22 protein-coding genes are annotated in these 21,459 nt (G+C 28.7%); 4 read left to right on the forward strand and 18 right to left on the reverse strand.

The annotated features are described in order from the left end of the window. Nucleotides 1-4: 4 nt before the first annotated feature. The 7 genes from era to AVANS_RS06235 form a co-directional block, all read right to left on the reverse strand. Nucleotides 5-874: a GTPase Era gene (gene era, locus AVANS_RS06205; RefSeq protein WP_239817022.1), complete on the reverse strand. Its 870-nt coding sequence runs from the start codon at nt 872-874 to the stop codon at nt 5-7. Then, the gene (gene hslU, locus AVANS_RS06210) at nt 871-2,190 is read right to left on the reverse strand and encodes an HslU--HslV peptidase ATPase subunit (protein ID WP_239817023.1); all 1,320 of its coding nucleotides are present in this window, start codon (nt 2,188-2,190) and stop codon (nt 871-873) included. The genes era and hslU overlap by 4 nt, the downstream gene beginning before the upstream one ends. A gap of 2 nt (nt 2,191-2,192) precedes the next feature. After that, nucleotides 2,193-2,729, reverse strand: coding sequence for an ATP-dependent protease subunit HslV (gene hslV, locus AVANS_RS06215; RefSeq protein ID WP_239817024.1), 537 nt, complete (start codon nt 2,727-2,729; stop codon nt 2,193-2,195). Further along, the gene (rplI, locus tag AVANS_RS06220) at nt 2,729-3,172 is read right to left on the reverse strand and encodes a 50S ribosomal protein L9 (RefSeq protein WP_239817025.1); all 444 of its coding nucleotides are present in this window, start codon (nt 3,170-3,172) and stop codon (nt 2,729-2,731) included. Before rplI ends, hslV begins: the two co-directional genes overlap by 1 nt. Nucleotides 3,173-3,337: 165 nt before the next feature. Further along, on the reverse strand, nt 3,338-3,820 hold the full coding sequence (locus tag AVANS_RS06225; RefSeq protein ID WP_239817026.1) for a DUF3972 domain-containing protein: 483 nt from the start codon (nt 3,818-3,820) through the stop codon (nt 3,338-3,340). A 9-nt stretch (nt 3,821-3,829) separates the two neighbouring features. Continuing rightward, nucleotides 3,830-5,077 carry a peptidase U32 family protein gene (locus AVANS_RS06230; protein WP_239817027.1) on the reverse strand — a complete coding sequence of 416 codons (1,248 nt, stop codon included), beginning with the start codon at nt 5,075-5,077 and terminating at the stop codon, nt 3,830-3,832. Beyond that, the gene (locus AVANS_RS06235) at nt 5,077-5,784 is read right to left on the reverse strand and encodes a chemotaxis protein (protein WP_239817028.1); all 708 of its coding nucleotides are present in this window, start codon (nt 5,782-5,784) and stop codon (nt 5,077-5,079) included. The genes AVANS_RS06230 and AVANS_RS06235 overlap by 1 nt, the downstream gene beginning before the upstream one ends. Nucleotides 5,785-5,866: 82 nt before the next feature. On the opposite strand from AVANS_RS06235, the gene glnA reads away from it, so the two are divergent. Further along, nucleotides 5,867-7,297, forward strand: a complete 1,431-nt coding sequence (gene glnA / locus AVANS_RS06240; protein ID WP_239817029.1) for a type I glutamate--ammonia ligase — start codon at nt 5,867-5,869, stop codon at nt 7,295-7,297. A 280-nt stretch (nt 7,298-7,577) separates the two neighbouring features. Here the strand turns inward: glnA and AVANS_RS06245 are convergent, their stop codons facing one another. The 6 genes from AVANS_RS06245 to AVANS_RS06270 form a co-directional block, all read right to left on the reverse strand. Further along, nucleotides 7,578-8,597 carry a BspA family leucine-rich repeat surface protein gene (locus AVANS_RS06245; RefSeq protein ID WP_239817030.1) on the reverse strand — a complete coding sequence of 340 codons (1,020 nt, stop codon included), beginning with the start codon at nt 8,595-8,597 and terminating at the stop codon, nt 7,578-7,580. Then, the gene (locus AVANS_RS06250) at nt 8,594-8,794 is read right to left on the reverse strand and encodes a hypothetical protein (RefSeq protein WP_239817031.1); all 201 of its coding nucleotides are present in this window, start codon (nt 8,792-8,794) and stop codon (nt 8,594-8,596) included. The genes AVANS_RS06245 and AVANS_RS06250 overlap by 4 nt, the downstream gene beginning before the upstream one ends. 51 nt (nt 8,795-8,845) lie before the next feature. Beyond that, the gene (locus AVANS_RS06255) at nt 8,846-10,186 is read right to left on the reverse strand and encodes a GTPase (RefSeq protein WP_239817032.1); all 1,341 of its coding nucleotides are present in this window, start codon (nt 10,184-10,186) and stop codon (nt 8,846-8,848) included. A gap of 493 nt (nt 10,187-10,679) precedes the next feature. Beyond that, the gene (dnaK, locus tag AVANS_RS06260; RefSeq protein ID WP_239817033.1) at nt 10,680-12,545 is read right to left on the reverse strand and encodes a molecular chaperone DnaK; all 1,866 of its coding nucleotides are present in this window, start codon (nt 12,543-12,545) and stop codon (nt 10,680-10,682) included. A gap of 12 nt (nt 12,546-12,557) precedes the next feature. After that, nucleotides 12,558-13,121 carry a nucleotide exchange factor GrpE gene (grpE, locus tag AVANS_RS06265; protein WP_239817034.1) on the reverse strand — a complete coding sequence of 188 codons (564 nt, stop codon included), beginning with the start codon at nt 13,119-13,121 and terminating at the stop codon, nt 12,558-12,560. Then, complete coding sequence (locus tag AVANS_RS06270; protein WP_239817035.1) at nt 13,118-13,903, reverse strand: hypothetical protein; 786 nt, start codon at nt 13,901-13,903, stop codon at nt 13,118-13,120. The genes grpE and AVANS_RS06270 overlap by 4 nt, the downstream gene beginning before the upstream one ends. 367 nt (nt 13,904-14,270) lie before the next feature. Between AVANS_RS06270 and AVANS_RS09610 the strand changes: the two genes are divergently transcribed. Further along, nucleotides 14,271-14,408, forward strand: coding sequence for a hypothetical protein (locus AVANS_RS09610; protein WP_336611807.1), 138 nt, complete (start codon nt 14,271-14,273; stop codon nt 14,406-14,408). Nucleotides 14,409-14,410: 2 nt separating this feature from the next. Next, entirely contained in the window at nt 14,411-14,560 is a 150-nt protein-coding gene (locus AVANS_RS06280; protein WP_239817037.1) for a hypothetical protein, read from the forward strand. A gap of 4 nt (nt 14,561-14,564) precedes the next feature. Here AVANS_RS06280 and AVANS_RS06285 read toward each other — a convergent pair whose 3' ends face one another. The 5 genes from AVANS_RS06285 to trpS all read right to left on the reverse strand — a co-directional run bounded on the left by AVANS_RS06285 (nt 14,565) and on the right by trpS (nt 20,455). Next, a complete protein-coding gene (locus AVANS_RS06285) occupies nt 14,565-15,350 on the reverse strand; it encodes a hypothetical protein (RefSeq protein ID WP_239817038.1) in 786 nt (261 codons plus the stop codon). A 106-nt stretch (nt 15,351-15,456) separates the two neighbouring features. Next, nucleotides 15,457-15,927, reverse strand: coding sequence for a hypothetical protein (locus AVANS_RS06290; RefSeq protein ID WP_239817039.1), 471 nt, complete (start codon nt 15,925-15,927; stop codon nt 15,457-15,459). 41 nt (nt 15,928-15,968) lie between these two features. Beyond that, a complete protein-coding gene (locus AVANS_RS06295) occupies nt 15,969-18,221 on the reverse strand; it encodes a tetratricopeptide repeat protein (protein ID WP_239817040.1) in 2,253 nt (750 codons plus the stop codon). Nucleotides 18,222-18,229: 8 nt separating this feature from the next. After that, nucleotides 18,230-19,477, reverse strand: a complete 1,248-nt coding sequence (gene serS, locus AVANS_RS06300; protein ID WP_239817041.1) for a serine--tRNA ligase — start codon at nt 19,475-19,477, stop codon at nt 18,230-18,232. A 9-nt stretch (nt 19,478-19,486) separates the two neighbouring features. Further along, the gene (gene trpS, locus AVANS_RS06305; RefSeq protein WP_239817042.1) at nt 19,487-20,455 is read right to left on the reverse strand and encodes a tryptophan--tRNA ligase; all 969 of its coding nucleotides are present in this window, start codon (nt 20,453-20,455) and stop codon (nt 19,487-19,489) included. Between the two features lie 72 nt (nt 20,456-20,527). Here trpS and AVANS_RS06310 point away from each other — a divergent pair, with 72 nt between their 5' ends. Next, nucleotides 20,528-21,457: an NAD(P)-binding domain-containing protein gene (locus AVANS_RS06310; RefSeq protein ID WP_239817043.1), complete on the forward strand. Its 930-nt coding sequence runs from the start codon at nt 20,528-20,530 to the stop codon at nt 21,455-21,457. Nucleotides 21,458-21,459 lie beyond the last annotated feature (2 nt).

A 21,459-nucleotide genomic window follows, 5' to 3' on the forward strand; every position in this document is an offset into this window, starting at 1 on the left:
AAATTTATTGTTTTAAGCCTACTTTTTTCAAAAAGTTCTCATTATCATACCATTTTTTTTGAACTTTTACAATAAGCTTTAAATTGGTTTTTAATAAAAATAATTCAGAAATTCTCTTTCTTGCAACTATTCCTATACGCTTAATAGTATTAGCATCACGGCCTATTAACATTGCTTTATGATTTTCTGAATCTGTAACAATATCTGCATAAATTGTTAAAGAACTATCCTTTTCTATAACTTTACTAATCAAAACTTCACAACAATATGGTAATTCATCACTTAAATTTTGATAAATACTTTCTATGATTAATTCCTTAATAACATCTTTAGTATTTTTATCTGTTGTATATTCAGGATCAAAAAAATATGGGTGTTCTGGCAAATACTTGATAATCTCATCTAATAATTTAGTTTTATAAAATTTATTTTTTGAAGTATAAGGAATAATATTTGGAACTTTTTCTAAAGCATTAAACTCGCTTAATTTTGCTAATAGTTTTTCTGGTTCTATTAAATCAACCTTATTTAAAACCACTAAATGCTCTACTTTAGGCTTTAATTCTAAAAATTTTTTATACTCATCAATTTTATCAAAAACACTCATAACAAATAAAATCAAATCGCATTCATCTATACTTTTTTTTGCTGCCTCAATTAGCAACTGATTAAAGCTTTTATTACTTTCATGAAGGCCTGGGGTATCTACCAATACAATTTGATTTTCTTTATGCATTATGACTACATTCATTTTTCTTCTTGTAGCGTTTTCTTTATGTGATACTAGGCAAAGATTTTCGCCTAGTAATGAATTAACCATAGTGCTTTTTCCGGCATTTGTTCTGCCAATTACACTTACAAAACCACTTTTCATAAGATGTATCTTGCTATATCTTGATTTTCTATGATACTGCCTAATTTTTCATCAACTAATTTGGTATCAATTACGCAATCTTTACCTTGATATTTATCACACTCGTATGAAATATCTTCAACTAATTTTTCAATAACAGTATGTAAGCGTCTTGCACCTATATCTTCCATGCTCTCATTAGCTTGAGCTGCAATTTTAGCGATTTTTTTAATAGCATCATCTTCAAATACTAAATTAACACCTTCGGTTCCTAATAATGCTTTATATTGTTTTAAGAGTGAATTTTTTGGTCTTGTTAAAATCTCATATAATTCATCAGCTCCTAAACTATCAAGTTCTACTCTTAATGGAAATCTTCCTTGTAATTCAGGGATTAAATCACTTGGCTTACTTAAATGAAATGCACCTGCTGCAATAAATAATATATGATCGGTTTTTACATTACCTAATTTTGTATTTACAACACTACCTTCTACAATAGGTAATAAGTCTCTTTGAACACCTTCTTTGCTTGGATCTTGTCTATTTGAGCTACCACTACTTACTGCAACTTTATCAATCTCATCAATGAAAATAATGCCTTCATTTTGCACTCTTCTTAAAGCTTCATCTTTAATACTTTCATTATCTAATACGCTATCGGTTAATTCACTTTCTAAAACTTTTCTAGCATCTTTTATTTTTAGTTCTTTTTTGATTTTTTTATCAGCAATACCGATAACTTTTACCATTTCTTGCATACTAGCAAGCTCTGGTGGTAAATTTGGATTTGTTTCAAGTGAACGTTGAGTTACAAAAATCTCTATAACTCTATCTTCAAATTCTTTATTCCTTAAACGCTCTTTCATTTTCTCTAAGCTTGTTTCATATTCAGCTTGTTTTTCTTCACTCACGCCTTTTGGTAAAGGTGGTAATAATTTTTCTAAAATTTTATTTTCTACTAATTCGCTTAATTTTGTTTTGTTTTTTTCTAAATGTTCGTTTTTTACCAAGCTTAAAGCTGCATTTGCAAGATCTCTTACCATACTTTCAACATCACGACCAACAAAGCCAACTTCTGTATATTTACTAGCCTCTACTTTAATAAAAGGTAAGCCCATTAATTTCGCAATTCTTCTTGCAATTTCTGTTTTACCAACACCTGTGCTTCCTATCATTAAAATATTTTTAGGAACAACATCATCTTGCATAGCTTCATCAAGCTTTAATCTTCTATATCTATTCCTTAAAGCAATTGCTATAATTTTTTTAGCTTTTTCTTGACCTATTACATATTCATCTAAAAATTCAACTATTTCTTTAGGTAACATCTGCATCATTAATCCCTTAATTCATAAGTAGTTATATTAGTATTTGTATAAATACAAATCTCTCCTGCTATTTTAAGACTTTCTTTAACTAGACTTAATTCATCAAGATTTGCATGATTGTGTAATGCTCTTGCAGCACTAAGCGCATAAGCTCCGCCACTTCCGATAGCACAAATACATTCATCTTGCGGAACAACAACATCACCTGTCCCACTTAATAAAAATATTTGTTTTCTATTTAAAACTATCATCATAGCTTCAAGTTTTCTTAAATATTTATCTTTTCTCCATTCTTTAGAAAACTCAATAACAGCTCTTTCTAAATCACCTTTTTTGCTTTCAAGCATTTTTTCAAACATATCAAATAAAGTAAAAGCATCAGCAGTGCTTCCTGCAAATCCTGCTAATACTTTTCCTTCATAAAGCTTTCTAAGTTTTACAGCATTACCTTTTAAAACGGTGTTACCAAAGGTAACTTGTCCATCTCCACCAATAACTGAAGCCTCTTTGCCTTTATAAGCTAATATCGTTGTAGCGTGAAACATTAAGCACCTTTAACTACTACAACAAATTCAGCAACAATGCCATGACCTAATTTCGCACTAACTTTATATTCGCCTTCTGCTTTTATTGAATAATCTTGTATGCTTTTTTTATCAAGCTCTAGATTATATTGCTCTTTAATAGCTTGTGAAATTTCATCTTTTGTAACTCCACCAAACAATGCTCCATTAGCTCCTAATTGTTTTTTAACGATTACTTTTTTATCAGCTAAACTCTCTTTTAATTTATTCATTAATTCAAGTTCGTATCTGTCTTGCTCTTCTTTTTTCTTTACATCGCTTGCATGTTTTCTTAAAACTTCTGTGCTAGCAACTTTTGCAAAACCTTTACCGATTAAGAAATTTTGTCCATATCCATCTTTTACTTCTTTTACTTCTCCAGCTTTTCCTAAGCCTTTTACATCTTTAATTAATAGTACTTTCATTAATTCTCCTTTGATAATAATGTAGATTGTAATAAAAAAAGGTATTTTTTAACAAATTTATATAAGTTTTTATAGAATTTATTTTTCAAATTCCTATTTCAAATTCTTTTTGATATTCTATTAAATAGTATAAATAATAAAAACATTAAGCTAAAATTAACTTAATTATTCTTTATTATCCTTTTGATAATTTTCTACAGCTTTATTCCACATTAGCTTATATTTACGCTTTAAATACTCTATCTCTTCTCTAGCGTCTTTTAATTCAGCATTTAAAGTATCAATTATTTTTCTATCTTCATCATAAAGTTCTTGCATAGAATAAAGTGCTTCTTTTAAAAAAGCATTTTCTCCCCTTAAAACATCTAGCGTTTCATCTTTTGCATCTAATACTTTTTCGTGAAGATTTAAAATAGTTCCGATAGTTTTTTCTATAAAATTACCGGCTGGCGTATTTGCAATATCTTGAACTTCAATGTTTTTATCCTTAACAGGAACAATAGCAAAAGTTCCTGCATTTGCTTCAATTAAAAGTCTATCGTTTTCATATTTATGTTTTAAAGAACCACTTTTAACCATAGCCATTACAACTTCTTCATTTAAATGAACTAATTTACAAAATTCACTAAGTTCAAGATATGTTTGCATTTTTATCCTTTATGCTCTTAAAAAACTAAACTCTGGTAATAAAGATGGACTTAAAATCTCATTTACATTACCGCTGTGTAATTCAATAAATTCTTTTTTATTTTCATTTATAAGTTTTTTAAACTTACAAAAATATTTATCATCACGCTTATAAATTTCGCCTATTTCATTGCTAACAAACTCAATTTTTGCATTTAAAGGTGCAAAAATTTCATACTCAAAACCTGTTTTAATAACACCTTTACTAGCAATGCTCTTACCATTTTCGCTAAATCCATGAACTTGCATTGTTCCTTGCATTATAGAAGTTTCATGATTTTGGGTATCTTCTTTTTCATAAGGTCTTGCCATTAAATATCCATCTGTAAAACCACGAGATTTTAAGGTATTTAATTCATCATCATATTTTTTAGCATCAAATTGATTATTTAAAGTATCAAGAACTGCTTGTTTATAAGTTCTAGTAGCACATGCTACATAATACTCACTTTTAGTTCTTCCTTCAATTTTAAAAGCATTTATGGCATTTTTTTCCATAATTTTATCTATATAATTAGCTAATTTTAAATCTTTTGAATTAAAAATATGAGTTCCTAAATCATCTTCTACGACTCTAAATAAAGCATTATTTTCTGGGTTTTTTGCATACAATTCATAAGGAAATCTACAATCATTCGCACAAGCTCCTAGATTTGAGCGTCTGCCACTTTGAACTGCTGAGATTAAACATCTCCCACTATAAGCAAAACACATAGAGCCATGAACAAAAGCTTCTATTTCAATATCTGCATTTTTTGCTATATCACAAGCATCTTTTAAGCCTAATTCTCTAGCAATTACAACTCTTTTTGCTCCTAATTCTTTATAAACTAAAGCATCTTCATAGTTTAAAATATTTGCTTGAGTGCTTACATGTATAGGAATATTTGGTGCAATTTCTCTTGCTAATTTCATCGCACCTATACTAGCAATTATTAAAGCATCTGGCTTTAATTCAGCAAGCAATGCTAAATGTCTTTTTAGCCCTTCAATTTGTGCACTTACATGAAAACCATTCACAGTTGCATAAACTTGCACACCCCTATCATGAGCATACTTAATACCTTCTGCAAAGCTAGTTTCATCAAATTCTTTAGCAGCACGAGAACGCAAAGAAAATGATGAAAGCCCTGCATAAACAGCATCAGCACCATAATTTACAGCAATTTTTAATTTTTTTAAATTACCTGCTGGAGCAATTATTTGTGGTCTTATCATTATTTTTTACCTAACGATGCAATTAATGCTTCAATATCATCGTTTGTTACTAAATCAGCCGTACTATCACCTTCAATATGAACAGCACTGCTAACTCTCTTCTCATCATCAATTCTACCTTCAAACAAGCTATTCATATATTTAGACAATGCTCTCATAACATTTATAACACGCTCGATCTTTTGTCTATGAATATCTTGATATTGCATAGCATCCATTGCCATCATAGCTTCATCTTGACCCATAGCTAAATTATCTAACGCTTCATCAATGCTTGATAATTGATTTTTACAATCTTCTAAAGCTTCGCTAAATTTATTAACATTAGGAAACTTCTCATTTAAAGTAGTAAATAAATCAACTTGATTTTGAACTGACTTTTTAAATGTTTTTATAATTTTTTCAGCAGTTGCAAAATAATCCATCATTGTTTCAATTTTTTCAAGTAGCTCAGTAGCTTTTACTTCGCTATCACGAGTAACATCATCTAATTGATTTACAACTTTGTGATCTTCTGTTGGTGGTGGTGGCGGCCATGATTTTCTTGAATCTGGTCTATATGATTTATATTCTTCTTCTAAAGCTAAATCTTCATCTTCTATCTTTACTTCTTCTTGGATTTCATTAGCTTTTGGTTCATCAATGATTTCATCATCAAAATCATCAAGACCCCCCGCCATTAAAGCGTCTAATTCTTCTTGCGTCATTATTTTCTTCCTTAAAATAATACTTAATTAAAAAATATTAGTTAAAATCATAGCCTAACAAATCTAACTTAAGGTTAAAAAAATGGCTAAATTTGTAAATAATGTTACCGAATTCTTTGATTTTTGTATAAGCAATGAAATTAAGTTTGTAGATTTTAGATTTACTTCTCTTGATGGCACTTGGAATCATCATACCTATACAATGAAAAGCGTAGATGAAGATGTTCTTAAAAACGGAATACCTTTTGATGCAAGTTCATATAAAGGTTGGCAGCCTATTGAAAAAAGTGATATGATACTAATTCCTGATGTTACAACAACTTTTATCGACCCATTTACAAGTGATAATACTGTTATTGTAATTTGTGATATTTTTGATGTTTATAAAAATGATTTTTATGAAAAATGCCCTAGAACAATAGCAAAAAGAACACTAAAAATGCTAGATGAAAGCGGTATCGCTGATAAAGCTTATTTTGGAGCTGAGAATGAGTTTTTCATCTTTGATGATGTAAAGATTGTTGATACTATGAATCATTCTATGTATTTAATAGATACAGAAGAAGGCGAATGGAACGACGCAAAACACTACGATGATGCGTATAATACAGGTCATCGCCCTAGAAGAAAAGGCGGTTATACTCCAGTGCCACCAGTAGATAGTATGCAAGATTTAAGAGCTGAGATGGTTCAAGTATTAGAAAGAGTTGGGCTTGAATGCTTCGTTCATCATCACGAAAACGCACAAGGTCAAGGCGAAATCGGAGTTAAGTTTAATACCTTAGTAGAAGCTGCTGATAATGTACAAATCTATAAATATGTTGTAAAAATGGTAGCTCATCTAAATGGTAAAACAGCTACGTTTATGCCAAAACCACTTCATCTTGATAATGGTAGCGGAATGCATGTTCATATGAGTTTGTTTAAAAATGGCAAAAACTTATTTTATGATAAAAGCGGCTATGCGGGACTTAGCAAAACTGCAATCCATTATATAGGCGGAGTTTTAAGACATGCAAGAAGTGTAACAGCATTTACAAATCCTACTACAAATTCTTATAAGAGATTAATACCAGGCTTTGAAGCTCCATCAATTCTAACCTACTCTTGTCAAAATCGCTCTGCAAGTTGTAGGGTTCCTTATGGAATTAATGAAAAAAGCGCAAGAGTTGAAATGCGTTTCCCTGATAGCTCTAGCAATGTATATTTGGCATTTTCATCAATGCTTTTAGCTGGTCTTGATGGGATTAAAAATGAGCTTACAGCAGCAGGTCCTATGGATGAAAACTTATTTAAACTAAGCCTTGATGAGATTAGAGAAAAAGGCATAGAGCAATTACCACACACTTTAAGGGGTGCTTTAGAAAGCCTTATTCGTGATAATGCTTACTTAAAACCTGCATTTACTGATGTTTGCATACAAGATTATCAACATATGAAGTTTAAAAATCAAGTTTGGCCAGTAGAACAACGCCCTACTGCTTATGAGTTTAAGACAACTTATTCTTGCTAATTTTTATAATTCCTATTTCAAATTCCAAAAAATTATGAAATAGGAATTTCAATTTTGTTATAATTTGTAGCTTTTAATCTTTAAATATTAATTCAAAAATTTTCCCAACAATTGCAAGCATAATAAGCCCTATAAAAATCAAAAGCTAAAAACCATACATAAACTAATATTTAAGTTTTTCCTGTCTTAGCAAAAAAACAAAGTCTTAATCATATCCATGCAAAAAGAATTTGAAATTCCTATTTCAAATTCTTTTGCTTAATTTTACAAATTTCATTACCTATTCATCATCTTCATCATAAAAATCAGGCGCTTCAAACATTCCAGTTATATTAATTAAACTTGAAGTATCAAAATCAAAATCTTGATTAAATTTTTCACAACCATTGAACATATAACTCATATTAGTTACTTTTGAAGTATTAAATTTTAAAGCTTGATTAAAATTAACACAATCTTGAAACATATGACTCATATCAATTACGTTTGTAGTATCAAAGCTTAATGGTTGATTGAAGTTAAAACAATATTTAAACATACTACTCATATCTGTAACTTGTGAAGTATCAAAGTTTAATAGTTTATTAAAACGACTACATTCTTTAAACATAGCACTCATATCAATTACATTTGAAGTATTAAAATTTAATGGTTGATTAAATACTTCACATTCAAAAAACATACGACTCATATATTTAACATTTGAAGTATCAAAGTTTAATAGTTTATTAAAACGACTACATTCTTTAAACATAGCACTCATATCAATTACATTTGAAGTATCAAAGTTTAATGATTGATTGAAGTAATAACAACCTTCAAACATATTACACATATTAGTTACATTCAAAGTATTAAAACTTAATGGTTGATTAAAGCTAGAACAACTTTCAAACATAAAGCTCATATTTGTAACTTTTGAAGTATCGAAGTTTAATGGTTGGTTGAAACTACGACAATGACTAAACATATAGCTCATATCGGTTACTTTTGAAGTATCAATATTTAATGGTTGATTAAAATCGTAGCAATTTTCAAACATATGGCTCATATTAGTTACACTTGAAGTATCAAAGCTCAAAGCTTCATTAAAATATTCACACCATTCAAACATATGGCTCATATTAGTTACATTACTTGTATCCCATTCGTTTATCCCACTAAAATCTTTTCGTTTAGTTAAATAAAAAAGCTCACTCATATCAGTAATTAAACTCGTATCAATATCACCTAGATAAATAGTCTTATTTTTTACTAACTCTTGTAATTCTTCTTTTGTGGTAGGCTTATATTTTTTCATAAAATCTCCTTTAATTTTGCTAAAGCTATATCAAATGCATTAGCTCTTTTTCTATCATAACAAACACTATTTTTACATTTAGGACATTTAGATGGTGGTAAATCATTTGCACTTAGACAATCGCTTTTATGAATTATCACCACTGAATACCCACAATCTTTACAAATAAACTTGCTTGGCTTCGGTGCTATTGGCATAATTTCTCCTTTAAAGAATTTGAAATTCCTATTTCAAATTCTTTTTGTTTTTTATTTTTTCTTAGAATCAAAAAAGGCTTTCTTGAATTTATCAACCATAGCTATGCCAGCATCAATAACATTTATTATCTTCACGCCGTTTTCAACAACAAAATCAACTGCTTTTCCAACACCATCGCATAAGTTATCCCAAAAGCTTTTTTCTATCTTTTCATCAGCTAAAGCTTTGTAATCTTTTGTGGTGTTATCTGTTTGATTATAAGTCTGATTATTTGTTTGATTTCTTGATGAATTAAAATTATTTGTATTAGGCTTTACTTTTTCGTTGCTTTTCCAGTTGTTTTTATTTTCGTTTATCTTACCTTTAAATACTGCTCTTTTTTTGCTGGGAGTATAATCAACGATGAAGTTAAGTAATTTTCCTAAATTATATGGGTTTTCTTGAATGCCATTTCTGCTCTTGCCTGATGAATAATATATAGGCTCAATCCTTACGCTAGTTGTCTCATATATCCTATCACTAATTATTTTTACACTTTCATCAAGATATTTTATAAGCTCTTCTTCTGGATAAGGACTATCACCCTTCACCCAAAAATCTCCTTCTAAAGCTTGATCACACTTATTAAGTGCTATTAATATTCTATCTTTTGCGTTTTCTCCTAAGGCAGGGATTATTACATTAGTAATTAGATGATAAGTAGTGCCTAAATCACGAGTTTTTGCATCTACAATAACTAAAACTAAATCTATTAAAGCATTTCCTTTACTATCTTTTTCGTGAAGCTTTTTATTGATTTTTGCAATATGCTCACTATCTTTTATCCCATCTCCTAAGCCTGGACTATCCCATAAAACAAGGTTTCTTCCTATTTCGTATTTTTTAATCTCCATTGTTTGTGGTTTGCTAGTAGTGCCGATTTCGCTAAATTCTTGTTTGTATTCATCACCCATATTAAAAAGCGAATTAATAGTAGAGCTTTTGCCAACTCCTGTTCCGCCTGTAATTAATATATTTAGCTTTGTGTTTGCTAGTTTTTTGATATTTAGCTTTAGCTTATTTTTATCTTCTTCATCTAAATCTGATTTGTTTAACAACTCATCTAATTCTGCATACTCTTCTTTAGATTCTTCTTGTTCTTTATAGTATTTCATAACTTCTGTTATATTAGACATATCAGGTATTAATGCTGTTGAAGTTGGTTTTTGATAGTTTAAAATATCTTTTGATTTAAAGCTGATATGATATATTTCTTCAATTAAAGCAGCTAATTTCATTCTGTTTTCTAAATCAAAATCTAAATCTTTTAATAAAATGTCTAAATATTCCTTAGGGCATGTAGAATACATGAAATTAGCAAAAATTGTTGGTTTGCTTTTTTTCTTTAACAAAATTTAAAATATTTTCTTTTAATATCTTTCTTTTACTATCTTCTAGTTCTGTGAATTCTTTTAATATTCTTTTGATTTCCATTTTTTATCCTTTTTATTTTTTTATTTTTAATTTTTAAATATTTATGATTAGATAAAAAATGCTTTCTAAGTTCCTTTAAAAATAGATGAAGGTTTTTGAGTATATTCTAAAGAGTTATACCCCCCCCCATAAGAGAAATATAGCTTTCATTTATTCTCCTTTCTTAATTTTTCTTGATTATAACACATTGAATATCAAAATTCTGTCCATATAAAAGTTTTTAAAAATATTTTTTAAATTCCTATTTCAAATTCCACGAAAATTTTAAAGAATTTGAAATAGGAATTTGGCTTTTAATTTTTAAGTTTTTATGTAGGTTGTGTGATTTGTTTTAAGAAGATTTAGGAATTTCAATTAAGAAATTCCTAAAAAGTAAGGATTAAATCCTAATTAGACTAGTTTGTTTGTTTTTTACTCTACTTCAGCATCTACTGCGTCGTCTTTTTCGCTCTTTTTAGCGTCTTTATTTTCATCTTTTTTGTAAAGATTTTCAGCTAATTTATGACTTGCATCACTTAACTTTTTCATTTTTTCATCAATTTGAGCTTTAGTTGCGTTTTCGTTATTAATCACATCATTTAGCTCATTTATAGCGCCTTCAATCTCTTGTTTAGTAGCAGCTTCTACTTTATCACCTAATTCTCCTAAGCTCTTTTGAACTTGATGAACTAAGCTTTGAGCTTGGTTTTTAGCATCTACTACTTCTCTTCTTTGTTTATCAGCTTCTTTGTTTTTCTCAGCTTCATTTATCATATTTTTAATTTCTTCATCACTTAATCCGCTTGAACCTGTGATTGTAATGTTTTGAGCTTTACCACTTGCTTTATCTAAAGCACTTACTGTTAAAATACCATTCGCATCAATATCAAATGTTACTTCAATTTGTGGCACACCTCTTGGAGCTGCTGGAATTCCTTCAAGGTTGAAATTACCAAGTGATTTATTATCACGGCTAAACTCACGCTCACCTTGTAAAACATTGATTGTAACTGCACTTTGATTATCTTCTGCAGTTGAGAAAGTTTGACTTTTCTTAGTTGGAATTGTCGCACCCTTTTCAATAATTTTACTCATAACTCCACCTAAAGTCTCAATTCCAAGGCTAAGTGGTGTAACATCAAGTAAAAGCACATCTTTTACATCACCTTGAATAATTCCTGCTTGAGTAGCAGCTCCCATTGCAACAACTTCATCAGGATTTACGCTCTTATTTAGTTCTTTTCCGAATACTTTTTTAACTTCTTCTTGAACTAAAGGAACACGAGTTGAACCACCTACCATTACAACTTCTTTAATTTCGTTTTTGCTAATTCCTGCTTCACTTATAACTTCATTAATTTTTTTGATAGTTTCAGCCACAAGCGAATCAATCATTCCTTCAAATTGAGCTTTTGTAATAGTTTTTACAAGGTGTTTTGGACCTGTTGCATCTGCTGTAATGAATGGTAAATTCACTTCAGTTTGGTTTGTGCTTGAAAGCTCTTTTTTAGCATTTTCTGCAGCTTCTTTTAATCTTTGTAAAGCCATTTTGTCGTTTCTTAAATCAATACCTTGCTCGTTTTTAAACTCAGTTGCAAGATAATCAATTAATTTATTATCAAAATCATCTCCACCTAAGAAAGCATTACCACCAGTTGCAAGAACCTCAACTACGCCATCACCAGTCTCAAGAATTGTAACGTCAAATGTTCCACCACCTAGGTCATATACTGCGATTTTTTCAGCACTTACTTTATCAAGACCATAAGCTAGAGCTGCTGCTGTTGGCTCGTTTATAATTCTTAATACATTAAGACCTGCGATTTGTCCTGCTTCTTTAGTCGCTTTTCTTTGAGCGTCGTTAAAATATGCAGGAACAGTAATAACTGCATCAGTTACAGGTGTTCCTAAATAACTTTCAGCATCTTCTTTAAGTTTCATTAAAACTTTTGAAGAAATTTCTTGTGGAGTATAAACATTACCTGCAATCTCAATAGCGCAAGCACCATTTCTATCAACTATTTTATAAGGTAAATGCTTTGCTGCTTCTTTTGCATTTTCTTCATTCATCATAAGACCCATAATTCTTTTGATTGAATAAATTGTCTTTTCTGGGTTTGCTACTGCTTGACGCTTAGCACTATCTCCAACTAAAATTTCACCTTTATCTGTAAATGCAACAATTGATGGAGTTGTGTTTTTTCCTTCTTTGTTTGGAATTACTTTCTTTTCTCCACGCTCAAAAACTGCCACACATGAGTTTGTTGTTCCTAAATCTATACCTATTGCTTTTCCCATAATATTCTCCTTTTATTTTGATACGCTAACTTTGCTAGCTCTTATAATTCTTTCGTTTAATATATAGCCTTTTTGAAACATAGCTGCAACGCAATTTGGCTCTAAATCAGATTCTACATGCATCATTGCTTCGTGATAATTTGGGTTAAATTCATCTCCAACATTAGCTACGATTTCAGCAATTCCATGTTTTGCTAAAATGTTTTTAAACAAACTTAAAGTATTTTCAATACCTTGCTTAAGTTGCTTTGAAAACTCATCATCTGCTTCAAAATTGCAAGCATTTTCTAAAGCATCTAAAACAGGAATTAAATCCTTTAATAATCCTTCTTGTGCATAAAGCACAGCACTTTGCTTATCTTTTTCTAAGCGTTTTTTATAATTATCAAAATCCGCATTTGCTCTAAGATAAGCGTCTTTTAATTTCGCAACTTCTTCATTTGCCTTATCAAGCTCTGCTTTTAAAGCAATTTCTTCATTGCTTAATTCGTTTTGTTCGCAAGCACAATCTTCATTGCATTCGCAAACTTCTTCGTTATTTTCTACAATTTCTTCTTGCGTGGCTTTTTCGCTCATATTGCCTCCCTTAACTGATTTAAAACATTTTCATAATCTGTAAAAATACTACCTGCTAATACAAGAGTGCTTTTATTTTGTTTAAAATTACAATCAATTTTAACTCCCATATATTCAGGTAAAAATAACTCATCATAAATTAAACTACTTGTAAAATAATCAAGCAATTTCGCATTCATAATAGAGCTAAATGAAGAAAGTTTTACAATACTTGCAAAAATCTTTTCTCCACAAATAAATTTAATTTTGTTTTTAAAAGCATTTTCTATTTCATCTAAAATATTTAAAAGATTTAGCCTATATAAAATAGTTTTAATATCATTAATTTCATATCCTTTTATTTGGTTAAATAAAACATTTAACTCATCATTAAAATTAATTAAAACTTGCTTTTGGCTAAAGTCTAAAATAATAAATCTATTATCAATATTCAAAACTTCATTTAAAAACACTTTATTATTATCAACCACAAGACAAAATAAATCATTTTCACTAGCAACTTTTAAAAGCTCTAAACTTGAATTAATTTCTAGCTCAGTATTAAAAGTATAGTTAAAAAACTGATGCCAATAATACTTCATAGCTTTTTGAGTAGGAATTCTTCCACCGCTTGCATGAAGTTTAGAAATATAACCATCACTATCAAGTTGTTTAAAATAAACCCTAATAGTGCTAGCAGGAACATTCAAACTATCTTGCAATAACATAGAGCCGATAGGATTTTGCTCGTTTAAGTAAGCTTTAATCATTTGCTCTAGTATATAATCAGTTTTCTTACTCATTGTCACTCTTGCCTTAAAATTGATAAGCGAATTATATCACTTGAGTTGTTAACTATCAAGTAACCATTTAGCCACTTACACTCAACTTTCTTAAATAAAATTATTTATAGTAAAAATTATTGTATATTTTATACATTATTTTGTATTAAAAAGATAATTTTAAGTATTATTAAAAATATTTTTAGTATTTTTTATATTTTTTCTCAAATATTAACTTCGTTTTAGCGAAGTTTAATTTTTCATATCGTATAATTTATAAATGTTAGAGACGAACGATATATTTAATTTATTACATAATGCGATTGAAAGTAAAGAAAATGGGAAAAAAATCTCATTACAAGCAATGTCGCAGCGTTTAGGATTACCTATGCGAACATATCAGGATTGGCGTTTAGGCAATTCTAAACCGCAAGCAGTAAAGGCTGTATTTACTATGCTTTGTGAATTAGATGATGATGAGCTATTGTTTTTAATGTCTCGTATAAGAAAACAAATAAAGGATTAAAGGTGATAACTGAAAAGGAAAGAATTGAGCTTGATATGATATTTAATAGCATAAGAACAAGCAAAAAAAATATGATTAAAAGATATTTTAAAAACTTTTATAAAAAATTTTTATTCACTCGCAAAAAACAATATAACCATCAATATAGCTAATGTCCTATCTTTTATAAATAGGACTTTTTCTTCTATCATAAATTATTATTAATAGCAAAATACCTAAAGAAGTAAATAGTTCGCTTAAAGGCTTTATAACACCTTCGCTACTTGCAAAATAACTATGTGCAAACTCTATAAAATAATGAAATATCAAAGGCATTGACAATAAAAGCAAATAAATACTTCTAAGCCTTATGCAAACTGAAATTATAAGTAAAATCAAAAAAGAAACTAAAATATAAAAAATATCTATCAATTCATAAAGAAGTAACGAGCAAGTAAGATATAAAATAATGCTAAAAAAATAATGCATATTTTCTTTAGCAATTACAAATAACAATATAGATATAAAAACAAACGCTATTAAACAAATAAAGAAAAGTTCATTAGATTGACTAACAAAACTTAAAGCAAAAAATATGCAAAATACAAATATAAACGCATAAAACAAAGCTTTGAAAAAGTCTTCTAATTCACAAGCAAGATTGATTTTATCTTTATCAATTAATAAGTTAAATAAAACCACTATAAAAGATGGAATAAATACCACTAAAAAAATAATTTGAATTCCTGCAAAAGGAATTAATAAAAATATATCATCATAGACTGCTTTTTCATCTATAAATACACGAAACATTTTAGTGATATTATCAGGTTTTATAAGCAAGTATAAAGCAAAAAATAAATAATAATAAATATTTAATTTTTTAATAGAAAAAGAAAAAGCTATGAAAGATTTTTCATTTGATTTAATCTCACTTATTAGCCAATTTAAAAAAATCTTCATAACTATCCTTTATTATAAATATTCTTTAATCAAATTCCTATTTCAAATTCCTTTAAAAATTTGCGGAATTTGAAATAGGAATTAGCTTTAAAATATAATCTTTACACTACAAAAGCTCTTCAAGTATTTCTTCTCTTACATAAATTGTGCATTCTTCTTTTTCAGTCCAAAATCCATTAACTCCATAGACTTTTAAAATATCTCTTAGCAATTCTATGATTTCTTTTTCATTTAATATTTTATTGTTTTTTATAGATAGTATTTTCCAAACTATATCATATAAAGTTCCATTTATTTTTATACGAAAATCTCGGTCTAAAATAATTTTTATTACTTCGCCTTTGTAATACAATACCCACAATGACTTATCAAGTTTAGCATAGTCTAGCTCAGGGTCATCAAAATACATACAATTCATAAACCAGCAGTCTAATTCTTCATCTATTACAATGCGTTCTTCAAAAGGAAATTTACGATATTGTCTGAGATACCAATCATTAGAATATCTAATACAAATATCTACAAAAGAATATTTTTTATCTAATCTATCATCAATAATTGCATTTTTAAAAGCCATTTGCTTGCCCCATTTTTAACCCAAATTCCTAATTCAAATTCTTATCTAAAAATCTGAAATGTAAAGAACTCTGAAGTATATTCATCATTCATTTTTTCATATTGTGCTATGGCTGATTCGTAATTTTTCGCTTCATGATATAAAAGAGCTAAAGCCAATCTTGATTCAAGATTATTAGGGTTATTTACACGAGATAATTCAAGTAAAGCAATGGCTGAATTATTATGACCTGCACCAATAGCTGCAACACTTGCTAAAAATAAAGTATCCGAATCATTAATATCATAATCATCTATAAGACTATTGTAAAGTGCGAAACTTTCTTCAAATTCATTTGCGTAAATATCAATATAAGCTAAAGCTTTTAATGCTCCTAAATCTTCGTTAGTTTTTAGGTATTTTTTTAATTTTTCTCTTTCTTGCTGTAAAAGACCTGAGATTTGCATTAATTTTACATAGTTATATCCTACGATTTTTGCACCGCCAAAAAGTGAGCGATAATCAAGCTTTTTATTTAAAAAATACATTTGAACATCTTTTGCATAAGCTTTAACATCTTTTTGATTATTTTTAAGCGAGAAATAAAGTATATTAGCGATTATATCATCATTACTCAAATCTATTAAAAGCTTTGATCTATCAATCATTTTTTCATACTCACCTTGAATATAATATCCTAAAATTTCAAGGCTAATATTGCTTATATTATTTACATTATCTTGCTTTAAAAAAGCTTGCATGTTTACATAATCTCTTCTTTTAAGTGATAAAAGTGCTAGATAATAATTTTTGTCTTTTTCATCTTCAATATAATTTAAATTATATTGCAAGTCTTGCTCAAACTTTACTACATCATCATATAGCAAATCAGAACAAAATAAAGCGTAAATCCCAGCTCTTAAATTCTTTGGATCAAGATGATAACTTGCCAAAAAGTGTTTTTTTGCTAAGTCATATTTTCCTAAAAGTGCATAAGCTAATCCTAAATCATATTGCAAAATGCTATGCTGTGGATATTCTTTTACTAATTCACTTAATAGCTCACTTGCACTTTTTACATCATAATTAAAGGCATAATTTAAAGCCTTTGTGATTTTTATATTTATTCTTGATAATGTTTGGCTATTTTTAAGATATGTTGAGCTTTTGCCTAAATCATCTAAATAAATATTTACATTTGCTTTATTTATCATTTTCGTTGCACTACTTGCATCAAAAACCTTAAAAGGTGAAAAATAAAAAATCAAATCATATTTTTGTTTTTTTGAATCTATAAACTTTTTTTCATAAGTATTTTGCGCGTAGTTAATATCAAATATTCTATCATCAATAGTAGTTTTTAAATTATAGCTTGACTTAAGCCATTCAGCATCGCTTTTTTCTAATTCTTTTAATAGTTTTGCTGCTTCTTGGTATTCAGCTAATTTTATATCAACTAAAGCTAAAGCTAGTTTAGTTTCTTTTGGCTTTATTCTTTTTTCTAAGGCATTTTTTAAATAAAATCTAGCTTTGTTATATTCTGCATTTCTTGCATGTAATAAGCCTAAAGATAAATTTTTATCATAAGAATCTTGAAAATTTAATTCTTTTATAGCTTCTGAACTTTTATTAAATGAGCTTAAAATTTTTGCTCTTAAATATTTTGCATCATTTTGATATAAAGGATGAATTTGTTTATCTAAAGCTTGTAAAGCTTCAGGATAAAAACCTTTATAATAATTTACTAAGCCAAGATAATAATAATAAAGGCTTGAGTTTTTTTCGCTACTTAAATAAGAATATGCTAAATCTATATAATAATTAAACTCTTTTGTTTTTTCTAATTTTAAAGCACAAACAGCTGCATTTAATGCTGCTACTGTGTTATTTTCGTTATTTTCTAAAGCTTTTTGAAAACTCTCTAAAGCCTCTTTATAATTTAATTGTTTCATTCTAGAAACACCTAAATTATAATGAGAAAAACTTTCGTTGTATTTAGCTATGTTTTCATATATTTTTAAAGCTTCGTTTTTATTGCCATTTTCATATAAAGCATTAGCTTTTGCTACCATTAAATCTAATTTTTGGCTTTTAAATTGTTGTATGCTTATTTTTGGCTCTATTAATTCATTTTGCTCTACTTTAATTTCTTGTGTATCATCTTTTGTAAAAATTAAAAACAATAAAACAGCAAGTAATATAATAATCAGCAAAACAAGTCCAGCAATTAATATTATGCTTTTTTTACTGAACTTACTTTGCTTAACTGGAAGAGTGTTTTCTTCTTCTATTACTATTACTTGCTCGTTAGCCATAATCTATCTTACATATATTTTTGTAAAACTTCAGGAATTGCTATGCTTCCGTCTTCTCTTTGATAATTTTCCATAATAGCTACTAAAGTTCTTCCAACTGCTAAGCTTGAGCCATTTAGCGTATGAGCTAATTTGTTTTTACCATTTTCATCTTTATATCTTATTTTTGCTCTGCGTGCTTGAAAATCATAGCAATTACTAACCGAGCTAATTTCTCTATATTTTCCTTGAGCTGGAAGCCATACTTCTAAATCAACGGTTTTTCCTGCACTAAAGCCTAAATCCCCACTACAAAGCATTAAATGTCTATGAGCTAAACCTAAACTTGTTAATAAATCACTAGCGCAACTAAGCATATCTTCAAAAACCTTATCACTATCTTCTTGAGTACTAATGCTTACAAGTTCAACTTTTCCGAATTGATGTTGGCGGATAATTCCTCTTGTATCACGCCCTGCACTTCCTGCTTCTTTTCTAAAGCAAGGAGAATAGCAAGTCATTTTTATAGGTAATTCATTTAAAGGTATTATTTCATCATTATATAAGTTTGTTACGCTAACTTCACTTGTAGGAATTAAATATAATTCTTCATCTTCAATCTTAAATAAATCTTCTTTAAATTTAGGCAATTGTCCTGTGCCAAACATAGTATTAGCATTTACTATATAAGGAGTATTTACGAACTCAAATCCTCTTGAGCGGTTAAAATCTATCATATAATTATACAAAGCTCTCTCAAGTCTTGCACCTTCGCCACGCAAAGCTACAAAACGACTTTTAGCAACTTTAACCCCACGCTCAAAGTCAAGCCAACCAAGTGCTACACCTAAATCGTGATGATCTTTTGGAGTGAAATTAAATGTTGGAGGGGTTAAAACTCTTTTAATTTCCACATTCTCATCTTCATCATTTCCAATAGGCACACAATCAGCTATTAAGTTTGGAATATTTGCTGCGATTTCATTTAATTTTGTTTCGCTTATGCTTACTTTTTCGCTTAATTCTGCGATTTTTTTCTTATTTTCTTCTAAAGATTTTTTAAGTTCGCTTATATCTTCGCCTGATTTTGCTTTAAGTCCCATTTCTTTTGAGAATTTATTTTGAAAGCTTTGTGCGTTTTCTAATTCTATTTTTATACTTTTTGTTTCATTATAAGTATCTAATAAGTTTTTTAAAACACCTTCATCAACTTTTTTTGCTTTTAATTTTTGATTAAAAACTTCATAATTTTCTTCAATTTTTCTTAAATCTATCATTTTAACTCCTTATAAATATAAAGCTTTATAAACTTGTTGCATTTTGTTTTGTGCTAATATACTAGCTTTTTTTGCACCATCGCTTAATATATCTTCTATTTCATTGCTAGATAATAATCTTTCGTATTCATCTCTTGCTTTAGCAAAATATTCCCAGATTACATCACATAAATATAATTTAAAGTGTCCGTAACCTTCTCCGCCTTTTTCATATCTTGCTCTAAGCTCAGCTAATTTACTTTCATCTAAAAATAATTCAGCAATTTTATAGATATTACAATTTTTCCAATCTTTTGGCTCTTCAATAGGTGTGCTATCGCTTACTATTTTATTTACTTGTTTTTTGAGTTGTTTATAGCTTGTAAAAATATCAATAGTATTGCCATAACTTTTACTCATTTTAGCTCCGTCAGTTCCAACTATTGTTTGAGTATTTTCGCTAACTAAAGCCTCAGGGATAACAAAAACATCTCCAAATTCATTATTGAACTTAATAGCTATATCTCTAGTAATTTCTAAATGCTGAATTTGGTCTTTTCCAACAGGAACAAGCTTTGCATCAAATAATAAAATATCAGCTGCCATTAAAACAGGATAAGAAAATAATCCATGATTTGCACTAATACCTTTTGCTACTTTATCTTTATATGAATGTGCGCGTTCAAGTAATCCCATAGGAGTAAATTGCGAAAGTATCCAATAAAGCTCTAAAACTTCTTTTACATCGCTTTGTAAATAAAATATGCTTTTATTTGGATTTAGTCCTAAGGCTAAAAATGCTGCCGCAGCTTTTTTAATATTATCTTTAAATAAACTAGCTGTATTTTTATCTTTCAATACGCTTGTCATAGCGTGGTAGTTTGCAATAAACATTATCATTTCGTTATCATTTTGTCTTTGCATCATTGGTGCAATTGCTCCAAAATAATTACCTATATGCAAATCTCCACTAGGCTGAAGTCCTGTAAAAATTCTCATTTATTCTCCATCTTTACTTGTAATTAAAAATTTATGCTTAATATAGATAAAAAAAATTAATAAGGAGCTTAAATGCTATATGATTTAGTGGTTATTGGAGCAGGCCCTGCAGGTATTGCAAGCGCCGTAGAAGCAAATAAAAATGGTTTAAAAAATGTGTTATTAATAGAAAAAGCAAGTGAAAATTGCCAAACTTTTAGAACCTATTATAAAGACGGAAAAAGAGTTGATAAAGTTTATAATAAAATAGATATTCCAAATGAAGGAACAATACCATTTGAAGATGGTAATAAAGAAGGAACTTTAGAATTATTTACAAGTCTTTGCGATGGAAGTTTTGAAGTAATGTTTTCAAATGAAGTTGAAAAAATCAAGCAAGTTGATGGTAATTTAGTAGTATATTCAAGCAAAGGCGAATTTAAAACAAAAAATGCAATTATAGCAATAGGAAGAATGGGAAAACCAAATAAGCCTAGCTATAAACTTCCTTCTAAATTAAATAAAGTTATAAATTTTAACGCAAACGATGCTAAAGATGGTGAAAAAATCTTAGTTGTAGGCGGTGGAAATAGTGCTGTTGAATACGCTGTGGATTTAAGCAAAAAAGCAAATGTTACATTATGTTATAGAAGAGCTGAATTTAGCAGAATTAACGAAACAAATCATAAAAATGTATATGAAGCAAAACTTACTTTAAAACTAGCAACTGATATAAGCGAAGTAAATGAAGTAGATAATAAGCCAGAAGTTACTTATACAAATGGCGAAAAAGAAGTGTTTGATAGAATAATTTATGGAATCGGCGGTTCAACTCCTGTTGATTTTCTTACAAATAGTGGCGTAGAGATTGATGATAAAGGCGTTCCTACATTTGATGCTAATATGCAAACAAATGTATCAAATATTTTTGTAGCTGGAGATATTGCTAGCAAAAACGGAGAAAGCATTATCACAGCACTTAACCACGCTAAAAAAATTGCTGATTTTATTACTAAGGCTTAAAA

It is taken from the genome of Campylobacter sp. RM5004 (genome assembly GCF_022369455.1).
Classification (GTDB): domain Bacteria; phylum Campylobacterota; class Campylobacteria; order Campylobacterales; family Campylobacteraceae; genus Campylobacter_E.

Coding starts and splice junctions, on each gene's coding strand:
- era (WP_239817022.1), bottom strand. CDS start 874: ATGAAAAGTGGTTTTGTAAGTGTAATTGGCAGAACAAATGCCGGAAAA.
- hslU (WP_239817023.1), bottom strand. CDS start 2,190: ATGCAGATGTTACCTAAAGAAATAGTTGAATTTTTAGATGAATATGTA.
- hslV (WP_239817024.1), bottom strand. CDS start 2,729: ATGTTTCACGCTACAACGATATTAGCTTATAAAGGCAAAGAGGCTTCA.
- rplI (WP_239817025.1), bottom strand. CDS start 3,172: ATGAAAGTACTATTAATTAAAGATGTAAAAGGCTTAGGAAAAGCTGGA.
- AVANS_RS06225 (WP_239817026.1), bottom strand. CDS start 3,820: ATGCAAACATATCTTGAACTTAGTGAATTTTGTAAATTAGTTCATTTA.
- AVANS_RS06230 (WP_239817027.1), bottom strand. CDS start 5,077: ATGATAAGACCACAAATAATTGCTCCAGCAGGTAATTTAAAAAAATTA.
- AVANS_RS06235 (WP_239817028.1), bottom strand. CDS start 5,784: ATGACGCAAGAAGAATTAGACGCTTTAATGGCGGGGGGTCTTGATGAT.
- glnA (WP_239817029.1), top strand. CDS start 5,867: ATGGCTAAATTTGTAAATAATGTTACCGAATTCTTTGATTTTTGTATA.
- AVANS_RS06245 (WP_239817030.1), bottom strand. CDS start 8,597: ATGAAAAAATATAAGCCTACCACAAAAGAAGAATTACAAGAGTTAGTA.
- AVANS_RS06250 (WP_239817031.1), bottom strand. CDS start 8,794: ATGCCAATAGCACCGAAGCCAAGCAAGTTTATTTGTAAAGATTGTGGG.
- dnaK (WP_239817033.1), bottom strand. CDS start 12,545: ATGGGAAAAGCAATAGGTATAGATTTAGGAACAACAAACTCATGTGTG.
- grpE (WP_239817034.1), bottom strand. CDS start 13,121: ATGAGCGAAAAAGCCACGCAAGAAGAAATTGTAGAAAATAACGAAGAA.
- AVANS_RS06270 (WP_239817035.1), bottom strand. CDS start 13,903: ATGAGTAAGAAAACTGATTATATACTAGAGCAAATGATTAAAGCTTAC.
- AVANS_RS09610 (WP_336611807.1), top strand. CDS start 14,271: ATGCGAACATATCAGGATTGGCGTTTAGGCAATTCTAAACCGCAAGCA.
- AVANS_RS06285 (WP_239817038.1), bottom strand. CDS start 15,350: ATGAAGATTTTTTTAAATTGGCTAATAAGTGAGATTAAATCAAATGAA.
- AVANS_RS06290 (WP_239817039.1), bottom strand. CDS start 15,927: ATGGCTTTTAAAAATGCAATTATTGATGATAGATTAGATAAAAAATAT.
- AVANS_RS06295 (WP_239817040.1), bottom strand. CDS start 18,221: ATGGCTAACGAGCAAGTAATAGTAATAGAAGAAGAAAACACTCTTCCA.
- serS (WP_239817041.1), bottom strand. CDS start 19,477: ATGATAGATTTAAGAAAAATTGAAGAAAATTATGAAGTTTTTAATCAA.
- trpS (WP_239817042.1), bottom strand. CDS start 20,455: ATGAGAATTTTTACAGGACTTCAGCCTAGTGGAGATTTGCATATAGGT.
- AVANS_RS06310 (WP_239817043.1), top strand. CDS start 20,528: ATGCTATATGATTTAGTGGTTATTGGAGCAGGCCCTGCAGGTATTGCA.